The sequence below is a fragment of the Variovorax sp. LjRoot130 genome, assembly GCF_964253755.1.
Classification (GTDB): domain Bacteria; phylum Pseudomonadota; class Gammaproteobacteria; order Burkholderiales; family Burkholderiaceae_C; genus Variovorax.
Genome location: NZ_CAXURM020000001.1, coordinates 664,380 through 686,133 on the forward strand (window position 1 = coordinate 664,380; position 21,754 = coordinate 686,133).

General features: G+C 68.8%; 20 protein-coding genes. 7 read left to right on the plus strand and 13 right to left on the minus strand.

The window, feature by feature from the left end:
* Nucleotides 1–91: 91 nt before the first annotated feature.
* Together ACSQ86_RS03475 and ACSQ86_RS03480 are read right to left on the minus strand one after the other, a co-directional pair.
* Nucleotides 92–1,108, minus strand: coding sequence for a Bug family tripartite tricarboxylate transporter substrate binding protein (locus tag ACSQ86_RS03475; RefSeq protein ID WP_436302681.1), 1,017 nt, complete (start codon nt 1,106–1,108; stop codon nt 92–94).
* Nucleotides 1,109–1,185: 77 nt separating this feature from the next.
* Entirely contained in the window at nt 1,186–2,109 is a 924-nt protein-coding gene (locus ACSQ86_RS03480; protein WP_436302682.1) for a LysR family transcriptional regulator, read from the minus strand.
* A gap of 110 nt (nt 2,110–2,219) precedes the next feature.
* Between ACSQ86_RS03480 and ACSQ86_RS03485 the strand changes: the two genes are divergently transcribed.
* Nucleotides 2,220–2,981, plus strand: coding sequence for an SDR family oxidoreductase (locus ACSQ86_RS03485; RefSeq protein ID WP_093105334.1), 762 nt, complete (start codon nt 2,220–2,222; stop codon nt 2,979–2,981).
* On the opposite strand, the gene ACSQ86_RS03490 is transcribed toward ACSQ86_RS03485, so the two are convergent.
* The 4 genes from ACSQ86_RS03490 to ACSQ86_RS03505 form a co-directional block, all read right to left on the minus strand.
* Complete coding sequence (locus ACSQ86_RS03490) at nt 2,909–3,424, minus strand: MarR family winged helix-turn-helix transcriptional regulator (RefSeq protein ID WP_436302683.1); 516 nt, start codon at nt 3,422–3,424, stop codon at nt 2,909–2,911. The two genes, ACSQ86_RS03485 and ACSQ86_RS03490, sit on opposite strands and share 73 nt — an antisense overlap.
* A complete protein-coding gene (locus ACSQ86_RS03495; RefSeq protein WP_436302684.1) occupies nt 3,421–4,425 on the minus strand; it encodes an alpha-ketoacid dehydrogenase subunit beta in 1,005 nt (334 codons plus the stop codon). Before ACSQ86_RS03495 ends, ACSQ86_RS03490 begins: the two co-directional genes overlap by 4 nt.
* The gene (locus ACSQ86_RS03500; protein ID WP_436302685.1) at nt 4,416–5,435 is read right to left on the minus strand and encodes a thiamine pyrophosphate-dependent dehydrogenase E1 component subunit alpha; all 1,020 of its coding nucleotides are present in this window, start codon (nt 5,433–5,435) and stop codon (nt 4,416–4,418) included. The genes ACSQ86_RS03495 and ACSQ86_RS03500 overlap by 10 nt, the downstream gene beginning before the upstream one ends.
* Nucleotides 5,436–5,532: 97 nt before the next feature.
* A complete protein-coding gene (locus ACSQ86_RS03505) occupies nt 5,533–6,720 on the minus strand; it encodes a helix-turn-helix domain-containing protein (protein ID WP_436308494.1) in 1,188 nt (395 codons plus the stop codon).
* 129 nt (nt 6,721–6,849) lie between these two features.
* Here ACSQ86_RS03505 and ACSQ86_RS03510 point away from each other — a divergent pair, with 129 nt between their 5' ends.
* From ACSQ86_RS03510 to ACSQ86_RS03530, 5 genes are all read left to right on the plus strand, one after another.
* Nucleotides 6,850–8,955: a PQQ-dependent dehydrogenase, methanol/ethanol family gene (locus tag ACSQ86_RS03510; protein WP_436308495.1), complete on the plus strand. Its 2,106-nt coding sequence runs from the start codon at nt 6,850–6,852 to the stop codon at nt 8,953–8,955.
* A gap of 102 nt (nt 8,956–9,057) precedes the next feature.
* The gene (gene xylF, locus ACSQ86_RS03515; RefSeq protein WP_436302687.1) at nt 9,058–10,080 is read left to right on the plus strand and encodes a D-xylose ABC transporter substrate-binding protein; all 1,023 of its coding nucleotides are present in this window, start codon (nt 9,058–9,060) and stop codon (nt 10,078–10,080) included.
* 4 nt (nt 10,081–10,084) lie between these two features.
* Nucleotides 10,085–11,272, plus strand: coding sequence for a sugar ABC transporter permease (locus ACSQ86_RS03520; RefSeq protein ID WP_436308496.1), 1,188 nt, complete (start codon nt 10,085–10,087; stop codon nt 11,270–11,272).
* A complete protein-coding gene (locus ACSQ86_RS03525) occupies nt 11,272–12,048 on the plus strand; it encodes an ATP-binding cassette domain-containing protein (RefSeq protein WP_436302689.1) in 777 nt (258 codons plus the stop codon). Before ACSQ86_RS03520 ends, ACSQ86_RS03525 begins: the two co-directional genes overlap by 1 nt.
* A 61-nt stretch (nt 12,049–12,109) precedes the next feature.
* The gene (locus ACSQ86_RS03530; RefSeq protein ID WP_093105358.1) at nt 12,110–13,273 is read left to right on the plus strand and encodes an ROK family transcriptional regulator; all 1,164 of its coding nucleotides are present in this window, start codon (nt 12,110–12,112) and stop codon (nt 13,271–13,273) included.
* On the opposite strand, the gene ACSQ86_RS03535 is transcribed toward ACSQ86_RS03530, so the two are convergent.
* A complete protein-coding gene (locus ACSQ86_RS03535) occupies nt 13,261–14,238 on the minus strand; it encodes a tripartite tricarboxylate transporter substrate-binding protein (RefSeq protein WP_093105484.1) in 978 nt (325 codons plus the stop codon). The genes ACSQ86_RS03530 and ACSQ86_RS03535 overlap by 13 nt on opposite strands.
* Nucleotides 14,239–14,399: 161 nt before the next feature.
* Between ACSQ86_RS03535 and ACSQ86_RS03540 the strand changes: the two genes are divergently transcribed.
* A complete protein-coding gene (locus ACSQ86_RS03540) occupies nt 14,400–15,860 on the plus strand; it encodes an NAD-dependent succinate-semialdehyde dehydrogenase (RefSeq protein ID WP_436294474.1) in 1,461 nt (486 codons plus the stop codon).
* A 1-nt stretch (nt 15,861) separates the two neighbouring features.
* Here the strand turns inward: ACSQ86_RS03540 and ACSQ86_RS03545 are convergent, their stop codons facing one another.
* The 6 genes from ACSQ86_RS03545 to ACSQ86_RS03570 are packed head-to-tail and all read right to left on the minus strand — an operon-like array spanning nt 15,862 to nt 21,746.
* Entirely contained in the window at nt 15,862–16,845 is a 984-nt protein-coding gene (locus tag ACSQ86_RS03545) for an NAD(P)H-quinone oxidoreductase (protein WP_436308497.1), read from the minus strand.
* 22 nt (nt 16,846–16,867) lie between these two features.
* Nucleotides 16,868–17,737, minus strand: a complete 870-nt coding sequence (locus tag ACSQ86_RS03550) for a transporter substrate-binding domain-containing protein (protein ID WP_093105366.1) — start codon at nt 17,735–17,737, stop codon at nt 16,868–16,870.
* 45 nt (nt 17,738–17,782) lie between these two features.
* On the minus strand, nt 17,783–18,556 hold the full coding sequence (locus ACSQ86_RS03555; protein ID WP_436308498.1) for a class II aldolase/adducin family protein: 774 nt from the start codon (nt 18,554–18,556) through the stop codon (nt 17,783–17,785).
* 12 nt (nt 18,557–18,568) lie between these two features.
* On the minus strand, nt 18,569–19,972 hold the full coding sequence (locus ACSQ86_RS03560) for an MmgE/PrpD family protein (protein ID WP_436308499.1): 1,404 nt from the start codon (nt 19,970–19,972) through the stop codon (nt 18,569–18,571).
* Complete coding sequence (locus tag ACSQ86_RS03565; protein ID WP_436308500.1) at nt 19,969–20,877, minus strand: polysaccharide deacetylase family protein; 909 nt, start codon at nt 20,875–20,877, stop codon at nt 19,969–19,971. Before ACSQ86_RS03565 ends, ACSQ86_RS03560 begins: the two co-directional genes overlap by 4 nt.
* Nucleotides 20,874–21,746: a polysaccharide deacetylase family protein gene (locus tag ACSQ86_RS03570; protein WP_436308501.1), complete on the minus strand. Its 873-nt coding sequence runs from the start codon at nt 21,744–21,746 to the stop codon at nt 20,874–20,876. The genes ACSQ86_RS03565 and ACSQ86_RS03570 overlap by 4 nt, the downstream gene beginning before the upstream one ends.
* Between the last annotated feature and the right edge of the window lie 8 nt (nt 21,747–21,754).

Below are 21,754 nucleotides of genomic sequence, written 5' to 3' on the forward strand. Positions count from 1 at the left end.
GGGGCGCCGCCTGCGGCCCGGCGAAGCCGGTTCCGCGGCGGCCCACGGTCCGGTGCGCTGCGCGCACCAATGGATCAGGAACGCCAGGGGCTTAGTCCACCTTGGCCCCGGAGGCCTTGACCACCTTCGCCCACTTGGCGTGTTCGCTGTCGATCATCTTGGCGAACTCGGCCGGCGAGTTGCCGCTCGGGATCGCGCCCTGGGCCAGCATCTTTTCCTTGATCGCCGCGGTGCCGAGCGACTTGGCCACTTCCTGCTGAATGCGGTTCACGATCTCGGGCGGGGTGCCGGCCGGGGCCAGCAGGCCGAACCATGAGCTGGCTTCGTAGCCCTTGAGCATGGGGCCGCCGGCCTCTTCGACCGTCGGCACGTCGGGCAAGGCCGGCGAGCGCTTCGAGCTGGTCACGGCCAGCGCCTTGAGCTTGCCGCCCCTGATCTGCTGCATCGACGAGGGCAGGTTGTCGAACATCACGTCGGCGTTGCCGCCCACCAGGTCCAGCAGCGCCGGGCCCGATCCGCGATAGGGGATGTGCGTCATGAAGCTGCCGGTCATGGTCTTGAAGAGCTCGCCCGCCAGGTGGATCGAGGTGCCGCTGCCGCTCGAAGCCATGTTGAGCTTGCCGGGATTCGCCTTCGCGTACTTCACGAAGTCGGCCACGCTGTTGATGTTGAGCGCGCGCGCCTTGTCGGCATTCATCTCCATCACGTTGGGCACCGCGGCCACCAGCGTGATCGGCGCGAAGTCCTTGATCGGGTCGTAGGGCAGCTTGGGGTACAGCGCGCGGTTGATGCCGTGCGTGCCCACCGTGCCCATCAGCAGCGTGTAGCCGTCGTTCGGCGCCTTGGCCACGATCTCGGCGCCCACGTTGCCGCCGGCGCCCGCGCGGTTGTCGACGATGAACTGCTGGCCGAAGGCCTTGGAGAGCTCCGGCGCCACGGCGCGCGCAAGGAGGTCGGTGGTGCCGCCGGGCGCGAAGGGCACCACGATGCGCACCGGCTTGGTCGGCCAGCTGCCTTGGGCCGCCGCGGGCCCGGCAGCCAGCACCAGGGCGGCGATCGCGCCCAGGGCCAGTGCAGAGCGGCGGCGGGATTGGAACGAGAGGGTCATGCGTGTTTCCTGTTGATGCATGGCATCGAGTTTGACAGGCGAAGCGCCTCGTTCGTCGCGGGTGAAACCCCGTGTGCTCAGATCCCCTGCATGCGGGCCGCGAAGCGCTGCTCGCGAAACTTCTCGACCACGAAGTCGACGAACACGCGCGTCTTCGCCGGCAGCAGCTTCTTGCTCGGGTAGTAGAGCGAGATCGGCCCCGAGTCGGCATACCAGCCCGGCAGCACGCGCACCAGCTCGCCGCTTTGCAAGCCGGGCAGCGCGAAAGCCATCGGCAGCAACGCGATGCCCAGGCCCATCATCGCGGCGTGGGCGATCGCCTCGGGGTCGCTGAAGATCAGGCGCGGCTTTGCATCCGCCGCGCCTTCGTCGCCGGCCGCGTTGCGCAGCGTCCAGGCCCGCACCCGCCCGGTGGGTGAGGAGCGCCGCATGATGGCGTCGAAAGCGGCCAGGTCGGACGGGTGCTCCGGCACCGGCTTGCCGGCCATGTACGCGGGCGCCGCGACCGCCACGATGTGGATGCGCGCGAGCTCGCGCGCCACCACGCCGGGCGTCAGCTCGATGCCGCCGCCGATCGCGGCGTCGAAGCCCTCGCCGACCAGGGCGACCTGCCGGTTGTCGAAATGCCAGTCGGGCACGACCGCCGGGTAGCGCGCCAGGAACTCGCCGACCAGCGGCACCACGTACGTGCGCCCGAAGGCCTGGCCCATGCTGACCTTGAGCGTGCCGGCCGGCTGGCCCCCGGCTTCGGCGGCGCCCGCCATCGCATCGGCCAGCGTGCCGAGCGCGCCGCCGATCTGCAGCAGCAGCCGTTCGCCGCTCTCGGTCAGGGTCAGCTTGCGCGTGCTGCGCTGGAACAGGCGCACGCCCAGACCCGCTTCGAGGCGCGCGACGTTCTTGCTCACCGCGGCAGGCGTCAGGCCGAGTTGTCGGGCGCCGGCGGAGAAGCTGCCGGCCTCGGCGCTGCGGACGAAGGATTCGAGATGGCTCAGCGGCTGCATGGGTGCATTTTCAACCACGGGTTGAGATTGATAGGGCAGTTTTATGGCTACCGGCAATGCAATGCAATCCCCAAACTACAGGCATTCCACAACCACTTCGAAAGCGCACCATGTCCCCAAGCACTTCTTCCAAGCCCGTTCTGGCCGGCAAGACGGCCTTCGTCACCGGCGGCTCGCGAGGCATCGGCGCCGCCATCGTGCGGCGTCTCGCCAAGGACGGCGCCGCCGTCGCCTTCAGCTATGCCAGCAACGAGGCTGCGGCCAAGGAGCTTGCCGGCAGCATCGAAGCCGCGGGCGGGCGCGCGATCGCGCTGCGCGTCGACAGCGCCGATGCCGATGCGCTGCGCACGGCGATCGACGAAAGCGCGCGCACCTTCGGCCGGCTCGACATCCTGGTCAACAACGCCGGCGTTCTCAAGCTGGGCGCCGCCGACCAGATCTCGCTGGAAGACTTCGACCTCACGCTGAACGTCAACGTGCGCGCCGTCTTCGTCGCCATCCAGGCGGCGCTGCGCCACATGGGCGAGGGCGGCCGCATCATCAACATCGGCAGCACCAACGCCGAGCGCATGCCCTTCCCCGGCGGCGGCGTCTATGCGATGAGCAAGTCCGCACTCACCGGGCTCGTGCAAGGCTTCGCGCGCGACCTCGGCCCGCGCGGCATCACGATCAACAACGTGCAGCCCGGCCCGGTCGATACCGACATGAACCCCAAGGACGGCCCGATGGCCTCGGCCATGCATGGTTTCATGGCCATCCCGCGGCACGGCCGCGGCGAAGAGATCGCGGGCATGGTGGCCTACCTCTCGAGCCCGGAAGCGGCCTTCGTGACCGGCGCGGGCCTCAACATCGACGGTGGGTTTGCAGCCTGAGCGTCCGGGCCGGCCACCGACGCGATCAGCCGGTCGAGGGTGGCACTCAGGTGCTTCAGATCTTCGGCGCCGACGCCCGCGAACAGCTCGGCCTCGCGTTCCCACGCCTGCACGCGGACCGTCTCGAACAGCGCCTTGCCGGCGCTGCTCAGGTGGAGGCGGCTGCGGCGCAGGTCGGTCGGGTCTTCGTGGCGGTGCAGGCGCTTGTGGCGCTTCAGCCCCGCCAGCGCGCGGCTCACCGCCATCTTGTCGAGGCCGGTGAGCTCGCAAAGCTGCGTGGCCGTCAGGCCGGGCTGCGTGCCCAGCGCCGCCATCGTGCGCCACTCGTTGAGCGTGAGCGCGTGCTGGCGCCCGACCCGCTGCTGGAAAGGCCGCGCCGTCAGGTTGACGACCCGGACCAGCTTGAAGAAGACCGAGTCCTCGAAGCCAGCCTCGGTGTTCATCCGCACAAGGCCCTGGCAGTTTGAACGATCCGCTCGGCGCCGACGCGCGATTGCGCTTCGAGCACCGGCGAATAGCCGACCGGGATGCGCGGCGCGCCCAGGCGTGCGACCCTGCAGCCGGTGGCCTCCGCCGCACTGGCCGCGATCTCGGCGCCGAAGCCGGCGGCCTGCACCGCCTCGTGCACGACCAGCAGGCGGCCCGTGCGTTCGCAGGAGGAGAGCACCGACTCGCGGTCCCAGGGCCACAGCGTGCGCAGGTCGAGCAGATCGACCTCGATGCCTTCGGCCGCCAGCGTGTCGCAGGCGGCGCTACACGCCTGCATCTGCCGGCTCCAGCTCACCAGCGTGAGCGCGTTGCCGCGGCGCAGCTGCGCCGCCTTGCCGAGCGGCACCACCCGCGTTTCGTCGACCTCGCCGCGCGAGGCCCACAGGTTCTTGTGCTCGATGTAGACCACCGGGTCGCCGCACTGCATCGCGGCGCGCAGCAGCGAATGGTTGTCCTGGGGCGTCGAAGGGCACACCACCACCACGCCCGGCAGGTGCGCGAACCAGGCTTCGAGCGACTGCGAATGCTGCGCCGCCGAGGCATCCCAGATGCCGCCCGGCATGCGCGCGACCATCGGCACACGGCCCTGGCCGCCGAACATGAAGCGGTTCTTGGCGGCCTGGTTCACCAGCTCGTCCATGCCGCACAGCGCGAAGTCGACCACGCGCATCTCGACCACCGGCCTGAGCCCTGCCAGCGCCATGCCGACGCCGGCGCCCATGATCGCGGCCTCGGAGATCGGCGTGTCGATCACGCGCTCGGCGCCGAAGCGCTGCTGCAGCCCCTTGTACTGGCCGAAGATGCCGCCGCGGCCGACGTCCTCGCCGAGCACGACCACGCGCGAATCGGCTTCCATTTCGCGCTGTACCGCGAGCGCGGCCGCTTCGGCATAGCTGAGTTCGCGCACAGTGCTGCCGGCGGCGCGGCCGCCCGCGATGTCGCTCGTCATGTCCATTGGCCCGCTCCGGTGGTCTGCACATCGGTGAAGGCGGCGCCGGGCTCGGGCCAGGGCGCGGCATCGGCGGCGGCGAGTGCGGCGGCGACTTCTGCCTCCGCCTCGTCCTCGATCGCATCGAGCAGAGCGGCGTCCATGCCGTCGGCGATCAGGCGGCCGCGCGCCCGCGCGACCGGGTCGGTCTCCAGCGCCGCAGCCAGCTCGGCCGGGTCGCGGTAGGCGGCGAGGTCGACCGACACATGGCCCTTCACGCGGTAGGTGAGCGCGTGCAGCAGCCGCGGCCCGCCGCCGGCGCGCACCTCGGCGACCAGCCTGCCCGCGGCCGCATGCACCGCGAACACGTCGTTGCCGTCGACCCGGGTGGCGGCGATGTCCATCGCCTCGGCGCGCGCGGAGGCGCCTTCGCCGGCGGTCATCGGGCCGCTGGCGGTGGTTGCGCTCCAGCGGTTGTCCTCGCAGACGAAGAGCACCGGTAGCCGGTACACGCGCGCCCAGTTCAGCGACTCGAGAAAGGGGCCGCGGTTGATCGCGCCATCGCCGAAGAAGCAGACCGTGATCGCGTCCTTCTTCTGCAGCTTCTGGGCATGCGCCGCGCCGACCGCGATCGGCAGCCCGGCCGCGACCACGCCGTTGGCGCCCAGCATGCCGACCGAGAAGTCGGCGATGTGCATCGAGCCGCCCTTGCCGCCGTTGAAGCCGCTGGCCTTGCCGAACAGCTCGCACATCATGCGCACGAGGTCGGCGCCCTTGGCCAGCGTGTGGCCGTGGCCGCGGTGAGTCGAGGTCAGGTAGTCGGCGGGGTGCAGATGGGCGCCGACGCCGGCTGGCACCGCCTCCTGGCCGGTCGACAGATGCAGCGGGCCGCGCACCTTGGCGACGCCGGCGGCTTCCTGGCCGTAGGCGCTCACGCCACCCTGGCTGGCCGCTTCGGCGGCATTCTCGAAGGCGCGGATGCGCAGCATCGTGCGGTAGAGCGCGCGCCGCGCGGGCTCGGGAATCGGCAAATCCATATCGGCTCCAGCGCAGTACACATCTGCGCTTTGCCGAAAATCGTATCGGGCGTGACCAATGCGCGTGAGCGGGCTAACCCGGCCGCGAGGCCGACCTTCATTCAGGCGCGTTCTGCTGCCAGCTCTTGAGACGGCGATAGAGCGTGCCGCGCGACACCCGCAGTTGGCGCGCGGCATGCGAGATGTTGCCGTAGTGCGTAGCCAGGGTCTCCTCGATCAGCTTGCGGCTGTGGCCGCGCAGCGTGCCGTCGCTGGCGGGCGGCTGGGTCGGCGCGACCGGCGGCACCTCGTCGAGCGGCGTCGAGTCGATGGGCGCTTCGGCCGGCACGTTCACCGCATGCCGGAAATCGACCCCGTCGTGCGCCTGCAGCCGGGCCTGCAGCCAGACGCCGAGCCCGCTTGCGAGCCGCACCGGCTGCGCGGCCTCGTGGCGGGTCATGCGCAGCAGGCCCTCGAGGTCGAGGCCGAACAGCTGCTCGGCATCGCAGGCCCCGGACTCGGGCAGCCGGCCGATCAGCCGCATGCCGGCCGTGTTGAGCCAGGCCACGGTGCCATCGGGCGCGATGCCGGCCAGGGCCTCGAGCGGCGTGCCCAGCAGCGCCGGGCTGGCCTGGAAGCGCAGCACCAGCCGGTCCTGCGACTGCGCCTGCAGCAGGCGGTTCTCGATCGTCGTCGCGTAGAGCGCGACCATCGACGCGGCATCGAAGCCGAAGCGCCGCATCTCGACCGAGATGTCGAGCACCGCGGCCAGGCGGCCGTGCACGTCGCGGATCGGTGCCGCTGCGCACTGCATCTCGCGCAGGTACTCGAAGTAGTGCTCGGCGCCCTGCACCGTGCAGGCCTGGCCGGTGGTCGCCACGATGCCCGGCGCCGTGGTGCCGACCACGCTCTCGGCGATGTTGACGCCCAGGCGAGCGGTCTTCTGCAGGATCGGCTGCTGCGCCGCGGCCGGATGGTGCGTGACGTGCATGATCACGCCCTGCGCATCGGTCAGCAGCACGCGGCAGTCGGTGCCGGCGAGCGAGCTCTCCATGCTCGCCAGCTCGTGGCGCGCGGCCTTGAGCAGCTCGCGGTTGCGGCCCAGCGTGCCGTGCAGGCGGCTCGGCGTGACGGCGTCGAAGGCGATGACGCGGCGCGTGTTCGCATGGGCGCGCGTGCAGCGCATCCACGACTGGAGCACCGCCTCGCCGACCAGGCCGGAAGGGCGCACGCCTTCCTCGAAGAACTGCTGCCGGGCCAGCGCCACGCGCTCGGCGCGCGTATTGGCGAAGGGGGACAGGGGCATGGCCGTCTCCTGTGATCGAGGAGGCTGAATTTGTTCCGCAATGGAACAGTCGAGGTCTAGGGAAATCCCGAGGGTGAACAAAGCGTGCGCGCGCACCATTCTTCGATACACAACGACCGGAGACGCACGATGAACAAGACCCACGCCGCGCTCGCGCTCGGCGCGCTGCTGTGCTTGGCCGCAGCACCCGCCTCGGCCCAGACCAAGGGCTCCGCCGAGCACATCAAGGCCGTCACGCAGCGCGTGGACGGCAACTTCATCCGCAGCAACGCCGCGAAGACGGCCGACTGGCCCAGCCATGGCCTCGACTACGCGGAAACGCGCTTCAGCAAGCTCGACCAGATCAACGCCGGCAACGTGAAGGAGCTCGGCCTCGCCTGGTCCTACAACCTCGAATCCACGCGCGGCGTGGAGGCCACGCCGCTGGTGGTCGACGGCATCATGTACGTCAGCGCCTCCTGGAGCGTGGTGCACGCCATCGACGTGCGCACCGGCAAGAAGATCTGGAGCTTCGATCCGAAGGTGGACAAGTCCAAGGGCTTCAAGGGCTGCTGCGACGTGGTCAACCGCGGCGTCGCGCTCTACCAGGGCAAGGTGTTCGTGGGGGCCTACGACGGGCGCCTGATCGCGCTCGATGCCGCCACCGGCCAGCCGGTCTGGGAGAAGGACACCATCGTCGACCGTTCGAAGTCCTACACCATCACCGGCGCGCCGCGCGTCTTCAAGGGCAAGGTGGTCATCGGCAACGGCGGCGCCGAGTACGGCGTGCGCGGCTACATCACGGCCTACGACGCGGCCACCGGCGAGCAGAAGTGGCGCTGGTTCACCGTGCCGGGCGACCCGTCCAAGCCCTTCGAGGACGCCTCGATGGCCAAGGCCGCCAAGACCTGGGACCCTTCGGCCAAATACTGGGAGGCGGGTGGCGGCGGCACCGCCTGGGACACGCTCGCCTTCGACCCCGAGCTCAACCTCATGTACGTGGGCACCGGCAACGGCTCGCCATGGGCGCGCAGCAAGCGCAGCCCCAAGGGCGGCGACAACCTCTACCTGGCCTCGATCGTCGCGCTCAACCCCGACACCGGCAAATACGTCTGGCACTACCAGCAGACGCCAGGCGACAACTGGGACTACACCTCGACCCAACCGATGATCCTGGCCGACCTGAAGATCGACGGCAAGCTGCGCAAGGTGATCCTGCATGCGCCGAAGAACGGCTTCTTCTTCGTCATTGACCGCAGCAACGGCAAGTTCATCTCGGCCAAGAATTTCGTCGAGGTGAACTGGGCCACCGGCTACGACAAGAAAGGCCGGCCGATCGAGGTGGCCGCCGCGCGCCAGAACGAGAAGCCCGGCGACAGCATCCCCGGCCCCTTCGGCGCGCACAACTGGCATTCGATGTCCTTCAACCCGCAGACCGGCCTGGTCTACCTGCCGGCGCAGAACATCCCGCTGAGCCTGATGGACGACAAGGCCTGGAAGTTCAACGAGAACATGCCGGCCCGGCCGCATGCAGCGCTCGGCTGGAACACCGCCATGTTCATCAATGCCGAGCCGCCCAAGAGCAAGCCCATGGGCCGCCTCGTCGCGTGGGACCCGGTGGCGCAGAAGGAAGCCTGGGGCGTCGAGCATGTCTCGCCCTGGAACGGCGGCACGCTGACCACGGCCGGCAACCTGGTGTTCCAGGGCACGGCCGACGGGCGCTTCGCGGCCTACAACGCCAAGACCGGCGAGAAGCTGTGGGAGACCGCCACCGGCACCGGCGTGGTCGCGGCGCCCGCCACCTACATGGTCGACGGCAAGCAGTACGTCTCGATCGCGGTCGGCTGGGGCGGCGTCTACGGCCTGGCCGCGCGCGCCACCGAGCGCCAGGGGCCGGGCACGGTCTACACCTTCGTGGTCGGCGGCAATGCGCCCAAGCCGGAGTTCGTGCAGTACCGCATGGACAAGCTGCTGCAGGGCGTGAAGTACGACCCAGCCAAGGTGCCCGACGGCACGCTGCTCTACGTGAGCAACTGCGTCTTCTGCCACGGCGTGCCGGGCGTGGACCGCGGCGGCAACATCCCCAACCTGGGCTACATGAACCCGAGCTACATCGAGAACCTCGACAAGTTCGTCTACAAGGGCCCGGCCGTCGAGCGGGGCATGCCCGACTTCAGCGGCAAGCTGAGCGCCGAAGACGTGGAGAAGATCAAGGCCTTCATCCAGGGCACGGCGGACGCGATCCGGCCCAAGTAGGACAAGGCCGCTAGTCCATTTGCCCGCAGGGATTCCCCGGATGGCCGCCGTCCGGCGCGGTGGACATAGTTCGTCCCTCGAACTAATTCGGAGACCCTGCACATGAAGCTCGACCGCACCCTGACCGCCCTGGCTCTCGCCCTGTCCGCTTTCGGCGCCTCTGCGCAAACGGTGGTCGGCGTGAGCTGGTCCAATTTCCAGGAGGAGCGCTGGAAGACCGACGAGGCCGCGATCAAGGCGCAGTTGGAGAAGCTGGGCGCCAAGTACATCAGCGCCGACGCCGGCGGTTCGCCCGAGAAGCAGCTCGGCGACATCGAAGGCCTGATGTCCAAGGGCGCCAAGGCGCTGATCGTGCTCGCGATGGACAAGGACGCCATCCTGCCGGCAGTCAACAAGGCCACCCGGCAGAAGGTGCCGGTGGTGGCCTACGACCGGCTGATCGAAGCGCCCGGCGTCTTCTACATCACCTTCGACAACGTCGAGGTCGGCCGCATGCAGGCGCGCGCCGTCTACAAGGTGCAGCCCAAGGGCAACTACGTGTTCATCAAGGGCTCGCCCACCGATCCCAACGCCAACTTCCTGCGCGCCGGCCAGCAGGAGATCGTCGCCGAGGCCGTGAAGAAGGGCGACATCAAGATCGTCGGCGACGAATACACCGATGGCTGGAAGCCCGAAGTCGCGCAGAAGAACATGGAGCAGATCCTCACCAAGGTCGGCAACAAGGTCGATGCGGTGGTGGCGGCCAACGACGGCACCGCCGGCGGCGCGGTGGCGGCGCTCACGGCCAAGGGCATTCGCGGCATTCCGGTATCGGGCCAGGACGCCGACTTCGCGGCGCTCAACCGCGTCGCGCTCGGCACCCAGACCGTGACGGTGTGGAAGGACTCGCGCGAGCTCGGCCGCGAGGCCGCCTCCGCCGCGATCGCCCTGACCCAGGGCAAGACGCCGGAGAAGGCCGCCAACTGGAGCGGCGGCGAGAAGAAGGTCGCGATCTCGTCGCGCCTCCTCACGCCGGTGCCGATCACGCGCGACAACCTCGACGTGGTGGTCAAGGAAGGCTGGATCAAGAAGGCCGAGCTCTGCAAGGGCGTGTCTGGCGACAAAGCCCCGGCCGCCTGCAAATAGGGCTATGAGTCAGTCCCCGGGGCTGTGGCGCAGGAGCGGCATCGACCTGCGCCTGCTCCTGATGAGCGTGCTGCTGGTGGTGATGGCCATCGTCTTCCACGTGCTCTCGGGCGGCGTCTTCCTGTCGCCCGAGAACCTCTACAACATCGCGCAGCAGACCGCCGTGGTGGGCATCGTCGCGACCGTGATGGTGCTGGTCATCGTCGCGCGCCACATCGATCTCTCGGTCGGCTCGGTGATGGGCTTCGTCGGCGTGCTGGTCGCCTACCTGCAGTACACGTCGGGCTGGTCCTGGCCGGCGGCCTGCCTCGCGGGCCTGGTGGTCGCGCTCCTGGTCTCGCTCTACCAGGGCGGGCTCACCGCGATGCTGGGCGTGCCTTCCTTCGTGGTCACCTTGGGCGGCCTCATGTCCTTCCGCGGCGCCGCCTTCCTGGTGGCCGACGGCAAGACGCAGCCGGTCAACGACGAGTTCTTCCAGCGCCTGGGCGGCGGCTACGACGGCGGCATCGGCACCACGGCCACCTGGGTGCTGGCTGCGGTCGTGGGCGTGGTGCTGTTCGCGCGCAAGCTGCAGCAGCGGCGCGCGCGCCAGCGCCACGAGATGCCGGTCGAGCCGCTGTGGCTGGACCTGCTGCTCACGGCCGTGCCGGTGGCCGTCGTGTTCGCCTTCGCCGCAACGATGAACAGCTACCAGATCTCGTCGAAGACCGAGCCGCAGGGCATCCCGATCCCGGTGCTGATCTGGGCCGTGGTCGCGGTCGTGCTGTCCTTCATCGTGCATCGCACGCGCTTCGGGCGCTACGTGTTCGCGATGGGCGGCAACCCGGACGCGGCCGCGCTGGTCGGCATCCCGGTCAAGCGCGTGACGATGCTGCTGTTCGCCCTGCTCGCGGTGCTGGTGACGGTGGCCGCGATCGTCTCCATCGCGCGCCTCAACGCCGGCACCAATTCGCTCGGCAGCGGCATGGAGCTCTACGTGATCGCGGCGGCGGTCATCGGTGGCGCTGCGCTGGCCGGCGGCAGCGGCTCGATCTTCGGCTCGGTGCTGGGCGCGCTGATCATGCAGTCGCTCGACAGCGGCATGCTGCTGCTGGACGTGCAGATCGGCAAGCGCATGGTGATCATCGGGCAGGTGCTGATCGTCGCGGTCGTCTTCGACGTGCTCTACCGCAAATACTTTGGAGAGCGTTGATGAGCGCCGCGACACAACCCCTGGTCGAGCTGCGCGACATCCACAAGGCCTTCGGCGGCGTTAAAGCGGTGGACGGCGTTAGCGTCAACCTCTATGCCGGCGAGGTGGTTGCGCTCCTGGGCCACAACGGTGCCGGCAAGTCCACGCTGATGAAGATGCTCGCCGGCGCCTACCCGGTCGACTCGGGCGAAACGCTGATCGCAGGCGAGCAGGTCCACATCCGCACGCCTTCGGAGGCCCAGGCGCAGGGCATCGAGACCATCTACCAGACGCTCGCGCTGGCCGACAACCTCGACTCGATCTCCAACCTCTTCCTTGGCCGCGAGAAGCTCACGCCCTGGCGCACGCTGGACGACCACTTCATGGAGAACCAGGCGCGCAAGGTGTTCCAGCGCCTGAACAAGAACTTCACCAACATCCGCGTGCCGGTGCGGCGCCTGTCGGGCGGCCAGCGGCAGGTGGTCGCGATCTCGCGGGCCCTGTACTTCAACGCCCGCATCCTGATCATGGACGAACCCTGCGCCGCGCTGGGCCCGGAAGAAACCGCGATGGTCGGCAGGCTGGTGAAGCAGCTCAAGGCCGACGGCGTGGGCATCTTCCTGATCACCCACGACATGCCCGATGTGTTCGGCTTGAGCGACAGGCTGGCCGTGATGAAGAACGGCCGCCTGGTCGGCACCTACCGCACGGCCGACGTGACCGAGGACGAGGTGCTGGGAATGATCATTGCGGGCAAGCGGCCAGAAGGCAAGGTGCAGGCCGAACACGCCGGATGAGCGCCGCGCCGGGCCGCCCCAAGCAAGCTCGCACCGCAGTGCGAAGCACGAAGGTTACTTGATGACCACGATAGGCGACCAGCAGCTGGTCAGGCGCATCAACCGCAGCGTGCTGCTGCGCCTCCTGCGCGCCAAGCCAGGGCTGTCGCGTGCGCGGCTGGCGGCCGAGAGCGGGCTCACCAAGTCCACTGTGAGCCTGCTCGTGCGCGAGCTGCTCGAGGATGGCTGGCTGCGCGAGGCTGGCGCGGCCGTCGCCGACGGACTGGGGCGGCCCTCGATCCCCCTGCAGATCCACGCCGGCGTGCGGGCTTTGGTCGGTGTCGAGATCGCGGTCGAGACCTTGCGTGTGGTGTGCGTCTCGCTGTTGGGCGAACTGCTCCATTCGGAAGCCTGGCCCTTGCACGAGCATGCGCCGCGCGCGGTATGTCGGCAGGTCGCGCGCATGGTGGCCGCCGCACACCGGCACCTGAGCGCCGCGGGGCTTCAGCCCTCGGGCATCGGCGTCGGCGTGCCCGGCGCGGTGGACGACGCGACCGGCCAGGTGCGCTTCGCCCCCAACCTCGGGTGGCGGGAGGTCAGCTTGCTGCCGGGCCTGGTCGAGGCGCTGGCGCAGGAGGGCATCGCGGATGTGCCGGTCCAGCTGCAGAACGATGCCGACGCGGCGGCGCTGGGCGAGTACGAGTTCGCGGGCGGCGAGGGCGAGGACCCGCTGGTCTTCGTGAGCTGCGATGTGGGTGTGGGCGCCGGCGTGGTGCTCAACGACCGCCTCTTCACCGGCGCGCACGGCATGGCGGGCGAGATCGGCCACACCATCCTGCAGGTGGAAGGGCCGCTGTGCTCCTGCGGCCGGCGCGGCTGCGCCGAGGCCTTCCTCGGCTCGCGCGTGCTGGGCAGGGGCGCCGACGCCGCGCGGCGCGGCGCGGCCTTCCTGGGCGTGCTGCTCCAGAACCTCTGGGTCACCTTCGAGCCGCGCGCGATCGTGGTTGGCGGCCAGTCATGCCAGGCGAATCCGCAACTGCTGGACGGGGCGATCGAGGTGGTGCGGCGCTATGCCGAGAGTGCCGGCATGCCGCCACCGGTGGTGCGCGGCGCGCGCCATGGGGAATGGGCGCCGGCGGTTGGAGCGGCAGCACTCGCCTTGCACGAGTACCTGCGGCCGCTCCATCCGGATTCGAAGGCACGGCGCGAGCGCGCCGTGCGAGGGAATCAATTTCAGTCGGCGTAGACGCCGGCAGCCTTGATGATCGGGCTCCACTTGGCGATTTCGGCGGCGACGAACTTCTTGTGCTCGCCCGGCTCGACGCGGCTGTCGGCGGTCACCACGGCGCCCAGGCCTTCCTGCTTCTTGATGAAGTCCGGATCCTTCAGCGCGACCTTGAGCGCATCGTTGAGCTTCTTGGTCACCGCGGCCGGCGTGCCCTTGGGCGCGTAGAGGCCGTGCCAGATCGTGATCTGGAAGTCCTTCAGCCCCGATTCCTGCAGCGTCGGCAGGTCCTTGAGCAGCGGCGTCGTCAGGCGCTTCGAGGTGGTCACGGCGTAGGCCTTGACCTTCTTGGCTTCGATCTGCGGCGAGGTGTTGGTGGTCTGGTCGCACAAGAGGTCGATCTGGCCGCCGATCAGGTCGGTGATCGCGGGCGCCGTGCCCTTGTAGGGCACCGGCGTCATTTCGGTCTTGGTCGCGCTCTGGAAGAGCAGGCCGCACAGGTGCGACGCCGAGCCCACGCCCGCGTTGCCGAGGTTGATCTTGCCCTTGTTCTCCGCAATCCAGGCGGTGAGCTCCTTGTAGTTGTTCGCCTTCATGCTGGGCTTGGCGATCAGCGTCATCGGCACGTCGTTGACGATGCCCAGGTATTCGAAGTCGCTCTCCACCTTGAAGGGCACGTTGCGCACCAGGGTCGGGACGGTCGCCATGCCGATGTGGTTCAAAAGCAGCGTGTAGCCGTCCGGATTGGCGCGCGCCACCTTGGCGGCACCGATCGAGCTGCCGGCGCCGGGCACGTTGTCGACCACGATGCTGACGCCGCCCAGGGGCTTGCGCAGCGCCTCGGCCAGGTCGCGCGCGACGCGGTCGGTCGGGCCGCCGGCGGAGAAGGGCACCACGATGCTGATGGGCTTGCTGCCCGGGAAATCCTGGGCGTGGACGCCGACGACCGCGGCGGCAATGGCCGTGAAGGCTAGCAGTTTTTTCATGGTCATTCCATGTTCAATCCGAGTTCAAGGGCCGCGATCTTATCGGGTGCGGATGGCCGGACGAATACCGGATTGCCCTTAAGGGATACCGCCGTCCACCTGTTTACAGGCAGCCGCCGTGGTTATCGTGGTCCCTGGAACCCGAGACAAGGAGCACAGGCATGCTGAAACTGAAGGATCCGACCCTGCTGCGCCAGCAGGTTTTCGTCGCCGGCGAATGGGCGGACGCGGACAGCCGCGAAACCATCCCCGTCACCAACCCCGCCAACGGCGAGCAGATCGGCACCGTGCCGAAGTGCGGCACCGCCGAAACCGTGCGCGCGATCGCCGCCGCGGAAACGGCCCAGCGCAACTGGGCCCGGCGCCCGGCCAAGGAACGCTCGGCCATCCTGCGCAAGCTCAACGACCTGATGCTGGCCAACGTCGACGACCTGGCGCTCATCATGACCACCGAGCAGGGCAAGCCGCTGGCCGAGAGCAAGGGCGAGATCGCCTACGCGGCCTCCTTCATCGAATGGTTCGCCGAAGAAGCGCGCCGCGTCTACGGCGACACGATCCCCGCCCCGCAGGCCGATCGCCGCATCCTCGCGTTGAAGCAGCCGGTCGGCGTGACGGCCGCCATCACGCCCTGGAACTTCCCGGCCGCCATGCTCACGCGCAAGGCCGGCCCGGCGCTGGCCGCGGGCTGCTCGATGGTGGTCAAGCCCGCGACGCAGACGCCGTTCTCGGCCCTGGCCTTCGCCGAGCTCGCCGACCGCGCCGGCTTGCCCAAGGGGCTGCTGTCGGTGCTCACCGGCTCCGCCTCCCAGATCGGCGGCGAGATGACGAGAAGCCCTATCGTGCGCAAGCTCACTTTCACCGGCTCCACCGAAGTCGGCCGCACGCTGATGAAGCAGTCGGCCGACACCATCAAGAAGCTCTCGCTCGAGCTCGGCGGCAACGCGCCCTTCATCGTCTTCGACGATGCCGACATCGATGCGGCGGTCGAAGGCGCGATGGTCTCCAAGTACCGCAACACCGGCCAGACCTGCGTCTGCGCCAACCGCATCTACGTGCAGCGCGGCGTGCTCGAGGCCTTCACCGAGAAGCTGGTGGTCAAGGTCCATGCGCTGAAGGTCGGCGCCGGCACCGAGCCCGGCGTGACGCAGGGCCCGCTGATCGACGACAAGGCGGTGGCCAAGATCGAGGAGCATGTGGCCGATGCGGTGAAGAAGGGCGGCAAGGTCCTGGCCGGCGGAAAACGCCACGCACTCGGCGGCAACTTCTACCAGCCCACCGTGATCGGCGGCGCGACGCCCGGGATGCTGGTGGCGCACGAAGAAAGCTTCGGCCCGCTGGCGCCGATCTTCGCCTTCGACACCGAGGCCGATGCGATCGCCGCGGCCAACGACACCGAGTTCGGCCTGGCCTCGTACTTCTACAGCCGCGACGTCGGCCGCATCATGCGCGTGGCCGAGCAGCTGGAGGCCGGCATCGTGGGCGTGAACACCGGCCTGATCTCCACCGCCGAGGCGCCCTTCGGCGGCGTCAAGCAGTCGGGGCTCGGACGCGAAGGCTCGAAGTACGGGCTCGACGAGTTCCTCGAGATCAAGTACGTGTGCCTGGCGGGGCTGGACAAGTAGCTCAATCCTTCATGCGCACGACGATCTTCCCGACATGCCGGCCTTCTTCCATGTATCGATGGGCATCGCTCATGCGGTCCAGGGGAAACATGCGGTCGATGACGGGAGAGATCCGGCCTGCCGCGACATGAGGCCACAGCGCGCGCCGGACGCCTGAGACGATCCGTGCCTTGGCCGCCAGCGGCCGGTCGCGCAAGGAGGTGGTGAAAAGAGAGCCGCGCTTGCCCATCATCTTGCCGAGCGGTATCTGTCCATCCCGGCCGCTTTGCAAGCCGATCATGGCGATGCGGCCATCGGGCGCGAGGGCGTCTATGTTCCTCGGCAGGTACGAGGCGCCCATGTTGTCGAGGATCACATCCGCGCCCCGGCCGCCGGTTTCCTTCTTCACCACGGCGACGAAGTCCTCCGTTCGGTACGAGATGGCGCGCTCGGCGCCGAGCGCCACGCAGCGCTCGAGCTTGTCGGCGCTCCCCGCTGTGGCGAACACGCGTGCATTCAAGGCCCGCGCCGTTTGAATGGCGAAGGTGCCGATGCCTCCCGCCCCGCCATGAACCAGAAGAACCTCTGCGGCGCAGAGCCCGGAAATGTCGAGCAGGTTGGACCACACCGTGCAGGCCGCTTCGGGCAATGCCGCCGCATCCACCAGATCCACGATCGGCGGGACGGTCAGCAGCTGGGTTGCCGGCGCGCAGACACGCTCTGCGTAGGCCCCGCCTGCAACCAGCGCGCACACGCGGTCTCCGACCGCCCAGTCCGCCACGTCCGGGCCGATCTCGAGAATCGTTCCGGAGCACTCGATGCCCAGAACTGCCGGCAAGGTCGTCGGCGTGCCGTAGCTTCCGCGCCGCTGCAGCAGGTCGGCGAAGTTCAACGCCGTCGCATGGACATCGATGACGACCTCCCCTGCGCCCGGACGAGGATCCGCAAGCCCGGCAAGCGACAGGACTTCCGGCTCGCCGGTGCGATCAAGAACTACCGCACGCATCTTCGCTCCTGCTGCAATACCATCAATTGCCCGCGTCGATCGTGACTTCCGCGAGCGCCTGCCGCCCGATGCCGTACTTCTGCAGCACCTGCTTGTAGCTCCCGTTCTTGATGGCAGCAGTCACGGCTGTCGCGACCGCGTCCCGCAGGGCGGGCTCGTTCTTGTCGAAGGCAAAGCCGAACAGCGTCTTGTTCAGGGGCTCGCCGACCAGGGCGTAGACGCCGGGCTCCTCATTCATCAGATAGGAGACGTACTCCGGGCCGAGAACCGCCGCGTCCAGCCGGCCCTGCTTGAGGTCGAGACGCGTCGCCGTGGCGCCGGCGGTTCCGTTGACCGTGGAGGCGGCCTTGCCCGCGCCGACGCAGTTCTTGTCGCTCCAGGCGATGGTCACCGGGTAGTAGCTGGTGGTCCGCGGCACGCCCACGGTCTTGCCGCAAAGATCGCCGGCGGCCTTGAGCGAATCCTTCTTGCCGCTGGTCGTGAAAGGCTGCGCGCCGGTGGCGAGGTAGTCGACGAATGTGAGTTTCTCGCGCCGCGAAGGCAGGTCCGTGAACGCCGTGCCGATCATGTGGATGCGGCCGGTCGCCAGCGAGGGCGAGAGCTGTTCGAAACTCATCTCCTCCCATTGCACCGAGACGCCCAGTTCCTTGGCGATGATTTCCACCAGCTCGACATTCACGCCGATGCGCTTGTTGGACTGGGGATCCTTGTAAGCCATCGGCGGATAGGTCGACTCGATGCCGACGACGAGGGTGCGCGTGGCCTTGATCTTTTCCGACAGAGGCGTTGCTGCGATCTGCGCCAGGGCGGCCGGCGGTCCCGACAGCGCCAGGCCGATGCCTGCGCACAGCGTGCATGCCCGAAGCGCGTGGACAAGGGAGGAGTGCTTCATTGCTGCGATTTCCTTTCTGTGGATGGGTTCGATGGGTTCGCTTCTTCAGGCCTGGTACTGGCCCGCCTGGGCCTCGATGAGCCGGCGCGCCGCCTGCCAGGTCAACTGCACGATCTCGGCGGACTCCCCGCTTTCGAACTGCTCGGCCGTCAAGGCCTGCACTTCGACGGGCGGTGTGCGAATCGGCATGCCACCCGCGAGCGCGTTCACCTGGATCTGGCACGCCCGCTCCAGGAACCAGAGTTCATGGAAGGCGTCGGCCACGGTGGCGCCGCCGACCAGCAAGCCGTGGTTGCGCAGGATCATTGCGTTGCAGCGCCCCAGGTCTGCGACCAGGCGCTCGCGTTCTCCGAGCTCGAGCGCGATGCCCTCGTAGTCGTGGTGGGCCAGCCGCCCGTGGAACTTCAGCGCGTGCTGACTGATGGGCAGCAGGCCCGCTTCCTGTGCCGACACCGCCGCGCCCGCAGCGGTATGGGTGTGGATCACCCAGTGCAGGTCCGCGCGCGCCGCGTGCACGGCCGAGTGGATCGTGAAGCCGGCCCTGTTGATGCGGAAGCGCGCATCGGGCGCACCGTGCGCGCGCCCGTCGACCACGTTGCCGTCGAGATCGATCTTCACGAGATCGGAGGCACGCATCTCCTCGAACAGCAGGCCGTAGCGGTTGATGAGAAAGTGCGCCTCCGGGCCCGGCACGCGCGCAGAGATGTGCGTGTCGATCAGGTCGGTCATGCGAAAGTGCGCGACCAGCCGGTACAGCGCCGCGAGTTCGCAGCGCGTCGCCCATTCCTCGTGGCCGATTCCTTCGGGAGGGTTATTCATGGGGTGTTCCTCTCAGCGAATCAACTCGTGTCGTTCGGACTGGCCGGCCAGGAGAGGCAGCAGCGCGCGGGCATCGTCGAGCTCGTCGAGGTGAAGGACGCGATCGGCCAGCGCATCGGCTTGCTCGGCCGGCAGCGCAATGGCGGCCAGTTCACTGAACTTCGCGCGCAGCGCGGCATCGCTCAATGGGTTGGCGGGTGAGCCGAGCGCAATCGGCACGTGATGCGAAACGCTCGCGCCACGCTGGGGCGTGACGCTGACCACCGGCTCGTCCAGCGCGGCCATCTCCGGGTCGACGTGCAGGCGGACCAGTGACATCGCGGCACTCAGGCGCGCATCCTTGCGTGCCGGCGCGAGATAGCGCGCGAGGCCGGCGTCGCCGAACACCCAGGCGATGGCGATCGCGTACGGCATGCTCATCTGCGCACTGGAGAGCGAGGCCAGGTCGCGCCCGCCGCACATGTCGTGCACGAACGCGCTGAGGCGCACGTCGATGCGGCCCACCTGCTGCGCCAGCCCCGGATTCGCCGCCATCAGATGCAGCACGGCGTCGATGGTCGAATGATTGCTGCGGCACGAAGCATGCGGTTTGATCGAGCAGCGCATCAGCTTCCAGACGCTGCCCGCCTCGGCCAGCAAGGCCTCGGGTTGCTTCGACGCGGACGCGAAGGCGTTGAAGAAGCCGCCCCACACATCGTCGAACACCTGCGTCGGACCGCTGACGCCCTGTGCCGCGAGCAAGGCTGCCGTGAGCCCGCCTTCCGCCGCCCGCCCGGCATGAAGGCGCTTGGTTTGCGATGCGTCGTGAATGAAAGCCCACAGCCCGCTGCTGAAGCTGGCGGCATGGCCGAATGCGGCCGCGGTCTCTGCCGCGTCGAGTCCCAGCAGATGACTTGCTGCTGCAGCAGCGCCGAAGGTGCCGCAGGTGGCGGTCGAATGCCAGCCCTTGCCGTTGTGCGCCGAATAGCCGCCGCAGGCCTCGAGCACGCGCCGTCCGATGTCGTATCCCAGCACGACGGCGGTGATGAGATCGCGGCCGGAGACAGGCCGGGGCCGCGCGCGCCCGGCCGGCACGGTCAAGGCCGCGATGGCCGCGGGCAGCACGACGGCGCCCGAATGGTCGCAACCGCCGGTGTCGTCGAGCTCCAGCGCATGCGCCGCCACGCCATTGGCGAAGGCCGCGTCGCGTGCACCTAGCGAACGCGTCGTGCCCCACACCGGCGATGTTCCGGCACTGGGTTCAGCGCCGAGCATCTGCAGCACCTGGCGCGGCTCGAACGCGGCAGCGCCGGCCAGCGTCGCGCCGAAGGTATCGAGGATGTGGCGTTTGGCGCGCGCCACCACCTCGGCAGGCAGGTCGTCGTAGCGCGTACCGGCGCAGAAGTGCGCCAGCTGCAGGGAAATGCTGTCGCTCATGGTGCGACGGAAGCTTCGTGAAGCGGTGAGAAGACGTCGACCGGATGGCCGGCCTCGTTCCCGGTGTGACGGCTGCTCCACCACGCGGCGACATCCCGTCCCGTCGCGACCCACACGTCGTCGTGCGCCAGCACGCCGGCGAGGAATTCGCGCAGCAGGTCGATGCGGCCCGCCGTGCCGATGATCTCGGGATGCAGGCGCAAGGGAAGGCACAGGCCGAAGCGGCGGAAGCCCGCGAAGTCCTGCTGCCAGTTGCCCAGCACCTCGCAGTACGACGCGATGCGCGGCTGGCCCACCGGCACCGGCGGATAGAGGTTGAAGGCGAAGTAGGGCTCGTCTTCCAGTTCGTAGTGGAGCGGAATCTCAACCAGCGCCTGCGCGGCATCGCCCGAGGGTGGATGCAGATAGGGCAGGTCGTCGCCGCGCCAGGACGAAGACCACCGGATGCCCGCCGCGCGCAGCTGCTGCGTGAAGCCTGGCGCCCAGTTGCCGAAGGGCGAGCGAAAGCCCACCGGCGCCTCGCCGATGACCTCGGCCAGCACGGCCTGCGCGGACAGCAGGCTGTCGCGTTGCTGCGCCAGGCTCAGCGCGTCGAAGTTCTCGCAGCCGAAGGATGCGTTGCCGATCTCGTGACCGGCCTCGTGAATGCGTCGCACCGTCGCGCGATGTTCGAGCGCGACGGTGCCGGGCACGAACCAGCTCGCGCCGAGCTTGAACTCCTCCAGCACGCCGAGCAGCCGATCCACGCCGCGCCTGGCGCCGTACTGCCACACCGACAGGCTCTTCTCGCGCCCCGCCATCCGCGGCTCCTGCGCAAGGATGCCGGCAGCGTCGAAGAAGTCGACCGTGACGACGAAGGCCATCCGCTTGCCCTCGGGCCAGTGGCTGCGTGCCGGCGGCTTCATGCGAGCACCCTCGCGCCGGCATGCTGCTCGCGCCACCACTGCGCGACCTCGCCGCAACGGGCGAACCACACGCCTTCGCGACTGCGCATGTGCTGGCACAGGCGTTCCAGCAGCAGGATGCGTCCGGGCTTGCCCGAGACCTTCGGATGGAACAGCGTCGTCATGCACAGGCCGTCGCGGTGCGAGCCGTCGAACTCGCGGCGCCAGTTGTCGAAGGTGGCGTCGTAGCTCGCGATGCGGTCGAGGCCGGCGGGATAGTCGGGGTTGCGCTGGTAGGCCAGCGATGCGTAGTCGTCCAGCTCCCAGCGGCCCGGGATCTCCACCAGGCTGCGGCCGCTGGCCGCATGCTCGATGAAGTAGGGCCGGTCATCGCCGCGCATGGAACTCGAATAGCGCACGCCGGCGTCGAGCAGGATCTCGATCGTGTCCGCGCCCCAGTCGCCCGAGGGTGTGCGAAAGCCGGCGGGCGTGAGGTCCAGGTGCTTGCGGAACAGCGCGAGCGACAGCGCCATCACTTCCTGCTGGCGCTCGCGCGTCAGCTGCCAGAAGGCCTCGTGCCGATGGCCGTGGTAGCCGATCTCGTGGCCGCGTTCGACGATGGCGCGGATCTGCGCCGGCCAGTTCTCGAGCACCCAGGTCGGCACGAAGAAGGTCGCCGGCATGCGGTACTCGTCGAGCATGTCCAGCAGATAACCGACGGCGCGCCACGGGCCGTAGGCGCCGAGCGTGAAGAAGGAAGGATTGCGCCAGATCGAGCCGTCGAGCATCGCGTTGCCGGTGGGGCCGTCGACATCGAAGGCGAGCGCAACGCTCGATTGCACGCCTTCGGGCCAGAGACGGGGCGGTGCGGCGTCGCCGATCGCTTGCACGGGCATGC

Coding starts and splice junctions, on each gene's coding strand:
- ACSQ86_RS03475 (WP_436302681.1), bottom strand. CDS start 1,108: ATGACCCTCTCGTTCCAATCCCGCCGCCGCTCTGCACTGGCCCTGGGC.
- ACSQ86_RS03480 (WP_436302682.1), bottom strand. CDS start 2,109: ATGCAGCCGCTGAGCCATCTCGAATCCTTCGTCCGCAGCGCCGAGGCC.
- ACSQ86_RS03485 (WP_093105334.1), top strand. CDS start 2,220: ATGTCCCCAAGCACTTCTTCCAAGCCCGTTCTGGCCGGCAAGACGGCC.
- ACSQ86_RS03490 (WP_436302683.1), bottom strand. CDS start 3,424: ATGAACACCGAGGCTGGCTTCGAGGACTCGGTCTTCTTCAAGCTGGTC.
- ACSQ86_RS03495 (WP_436302684.1), bottom strand. CDS start 4,425: ATGGACATGACGAGCGACATCGCGGGCGGCCGCGCCGCCGGCAGCACT.
- ACSQ86_RS03500 (WP_436302685.1), bottom strand. CDS start 5,435: ATGGATTTGCCGATTCCCGAGCCCGCGCGGCGCGCGCTCTACCGCACG.
- ACSQ86_RS03505 (WP_436308494.1), bottom strand. CDS start 6,720: ATGCCCCTGTCCCCCTTCGCCAATACGCGCGCCGAGCGCGTGGCGCTG.
- ACSQ86_RS03510 (WP_436308495.1), top strand. CDS start 6,850: ATGAACAAGACCCACGCCGCGCTCGCGCTCGGCGCGCTGCTGTGCTTG.
- xylF (WP_436302687.1), top strand. CDS start 9,058: ATGAAGCTCGACCGCACCCTGACCGCCCTGGCTCTCGCCCTGTCCGCT.
- ACSQ86_RS03520 (WP_436308496.1), top strand. CDS start 10,085: ATGAGTCAGTCCCCGGGGCTGTGGCGCAGGAGCGGCATCGACCTGCGC.
- ACSQ86_RS03525 (WP_436302689.1), top strand. CDS start 11,272: ATGAGCGCCGCGACACAACCCCTGGTCGAGCTGCGCGACATCCACAAG.
- ACSQ86_RS03530 (WP_093105358.1), top strand. CDS start 12,110: ATGACCACGATAGGCGACCAGCAGCTGGTCAGGCGCATCAACCGCAGC.
- ACSQ86_RS03535 (WP_093105484.1), bottom strand. CDS start 14,238: ATGAAAAAACTGCTAGCCTTCACGGCCATTGCCGCCGCGGTCGTCGGC.
- ACSQ86_RS03540 (WP_436294474.1), top strand. CDS start 14,400: ATGCTGAAACTGAAGGATCCGACCCTGCTGCGCCAGCAGGTTTTCGTC.
- ACSQ86_RS03545 (WP_436308497.1), bottom strand. CDS start 16,845: ATGCGTGCGGTAGTTCTTGATCGCACCGGCGAGCCGGAAGTCCTGTCG.
- ACSQ86_RS03550 (WP_093105366.1), bottom strand. CDS start 17,737: ATGAAGCACTCCTCCCTTGTCCACGCGCTTCGGGCATGCACGCTGTGC.
- ACSQ86_RS03555 (WP_436308498.1), bottom strand. CDS start 18,556: ATGAATAACCCTCCCGAAGGAATCGGCCACGAGGAATGGGCGACGCGC.
- ACSQ86_RS03560 (WP_436308499.1), bottom strand. CDS start 19,972: ATGAGCGACAGCATTTCCCTGCAGCTGGCGCACTTCTGCGCCGGTACG.
- ACSQ86_RS03565 (WP_436308500.1), bottom strand. CDS start 20,877: ATGAAGCCGCCGGCACGCAGCCACTGGCCCGAGGGCAAGCGGATGGCC.